The sequence below is a fragment of the Alloyangia pacifica genome, from assembly GCF_900116195.1.
Taxonomy (GTDB): Bacteria; Pseudomonadota; Alphaproteobacteria; order Rhodobacterales; family Rhodobacteraceae; genus Salipiger; species Salipiger pacificus.
The window spans coordinates 1-2404 of sequence record NZ_FOZW01000038.1; the positions used below are offsets into that span (position 1 = coordinate 1).

A 2404-nucleotide genomic window follows, 5' to 3' on the forward strand; every position below is an offset into this window, starting at 1 on the left:
TCGGAGAAGGCAAGGATCATGTCGGGCAGCAGAGCGTTCAGCTTGTTCGCGCGGTTGATCGAGATCGTCGCGATCCCCTCGGATACGCCATAAAGAAAGCGCTCGTCTTCTGCGGCAGGCGACAGGTTCTTGCTGTACTGGTCGCTCATGCTGCACCCACCCCAAGCAGGCCGGCCACGACCGCGCCGATCTGGGTGACCCGGGGCGCGATGCGCGCGCCTGCGTCTTCCAGCACCTGGGCCTTGGCCGCGGCGCTGGTGTCGCCTGAGGCAGAAGACACGGCGCCAGCATGACCCATCCGCTTTTCGGCGGGGGCATTGCGCCCGGTCAGGTAGGCCACGACGGGCTTGCCCATCTCGCGCACGGCCTCCGCGGCGCGGAATTCCATGCCACCACCGGGTTCGCCGATCAGCACCACAGCGTCGGTGTCGGGGTCGGCATCGAACAGGCGCAGCACCTCGGCAAACTCGGTTCCGACGACCGGGTCACCGCCAAGGCAGACGATCGAACTGGTCCCGAGGCCCGCCGCGTGCAGCGTATCCATCGCCTCGTAGGTCAGCGTACCGCTTTTCGAGACGATCCCGATCCGACCCGGGCGCGTCCGCTCGAGCGAGATGTCGGCCATGTTGGCCTTGCCGGGGCTGATGACGCCGGCCGAGTTCGGACCCAGCAGCTGCACGCCCTTCGCGCGGGCGAAGGCGCACATCTTCATCGCGTCATGAACAGGCACGTTCTCGCTGTAGAGCACCATCAGCCGGATGCCCGAGGACACCGCCTCATAGACCGCATCGAGGGCCAGCGAGGGGCGCACGGCGCTGAGCACGCAATCGGCGCCCGTTGCCGCGACCGCCTCGGCCATCGTGTCGAAGACCGGAACGCCCGCGACCTCCTGGCCGCCGCGACCGGGGGTGACCCCGCCGACGAGGGGCGTACCGTCTCGCTTCATCCGCTCGGCATAAATGCGACCGGTGCTGCCGGTGATCCCCTGGATCAGCACCCGCGAGCTTTTGTCGATCAGGATGGACATGGTCAGACCCCCTCTTTCACGCTGTGATTGCATTGCGCGATCACCAGATCGCAGGCCTCGGCGAAGTTGTCGGTCATGGGAATACCCGCCGCGCCGAGGATCTCGCGCGCCTCGGCTTCCTTGACGCCGGCCATCCGCACCACAATGGGCGCGGGCGTTCCGCCTGCGTCGCGGATGCGTTTCAGCCCGCTGACGATCCCTTCGGCCACGTCGTCAAGCCTGCGGAACTGGAAGTAGATGTTGCAGAACAGGACGGCAGGCTTCTGCGCCAGCAGCAGCTCGACAATCTCGGCGACCCGTTCGGGGCCCTGGGTCATGACGCCGTGCAGTTCGACCAGCGGGCCGACCTTGCCGCCAAGCGCGGTCAGTTCGTCCAGCGTGGCCATGGTCATGCCGGCGCCGTTCATCATCGCCGCGACATTGCCGTCCAGCTCGATCCCGATGGCGCCCAGCTCGCGCGCGGAGCGTTCGAACGCGGAGCCGCCCACCTCGGCCTCGCGGCCGGGGTGACGGAAACCGGCGTCTTCGTCCAGCAGAACCTTGGCGTCCGCGGCGATCAGCCGGCCTTTCGCGTCGAGGATCAGGGGGTTGATCTCGATCTGTTCGGCGTCTTCGGCGATCAGCGCGTCATGGAGGCGCGTCAGCACTTTGCGCATTTCGCCCGCAAGGTCCTCGGGGCAGCCGATCCCGCGCAGCAGGCTGTTGAGCGCGTAGCCGCGCAGCCCGATCAGGGGATCGATCGCGACCTCTGCGATACGCTCGCGCGGGACGGATTCGATCTCGACGCCGCCTTCGGCGCAGGCGATCAGGACCGGGCAACCCCGGTCGCGATCCACCATGGCACAGACGTAGAATTCGCGCTGCGCCTCGATCCGCTCCTCGATGTAGACGGCGCGCACGTCGTGCCCGCCGATCTGCATCGCCGCGATCCGCGACGCCTCGGTTTCCAGCGCTGCCGCGTCGTCGACCATGGCGATGCCGCCGGCCTTGCCGCGGCCCCCGACGGGGACCTGAGCCTTGGCGACCAGCGGGTAGTCGCAGGTGGGCAGCGCCGGCCACAGCGCACCCGAAGGCACGGCAAAGCCGTTGCGGACAAGCAGCGATTTGCCCTCGTGTTCAAGTAGAGTGATCATCGTCGGACCTCAGCGGTATTCGGGGTCGAAATCGTCGTATTGCAGGTCGATCCATTCGCCCGTGAAGTTGGGCTCACGCCGCTCGGAATAGGCCCGTGGCCCTTCGCGGGCATCGCGGTGGAACATCAGGTCGACGTTGCACAGGATCTGCCATTCCAGACCCTTGACCGGATCGCATCCGAGGCCCTGGTTCCGGGCATTCTTGATCGCGCCGATGGCCTGCGTTGCACCTGCGGCCAGGCGC

Annotated in this window: 2 protein-coding genes and 1 pseudogene; all 3 read right to left on the bottom strand. The window is 67.2% G+C overall.

What is annotated here, in order from left to right:
- Positions 1 to 145 precede the first annotated feature (145 nt).
- Positions 146 to 1027, bottom strand: coding sequence for a succinate--CoA ligase subunit alpha (locus BM397_RS28820; protein ID WP_092431591.1), 882 nt, complete (start codon positions 1025 to 1027; stop codon positions 146 to 148).
- Between the two features lie 2 nt (positions 1028 to 1029).
- Positions 1030 to 2160, bottom strand: a complete 1131-nt coding sequence (locus BM397_RS28825) for an ATP-grasp domain-containing protein (RefSeq protein WP_092431589.1) — start codon at positions 2158 to 2160, stop codon at positions 1030 to 1032.
- Positions 2161 to 2169: 9 nt separating this feature from the next.
- Positions 2170 to 2404, bottom strand: a pseudogene (locus BM397_RS29500) (hypothetical protein); the annotation flags it as partial.

Bases quoted from the DNA above. Each gene is read 5' to 3' on its own strand.
- BM397_RS28825 (WP_092431589.1), bottom strand. From the start codon at position 2,160: ATGATCACTCTACTTGAACACGAGGGCAAATCGCTGCTTGTCCGCAAC.
- BM397_RS28820 (WP_092431591.1), bottom strand. From the start codon at position 1,027: ATGTCCATCCTGATCGACAAAAGCTCGCGGGTGCTGATCCAGGGGATC.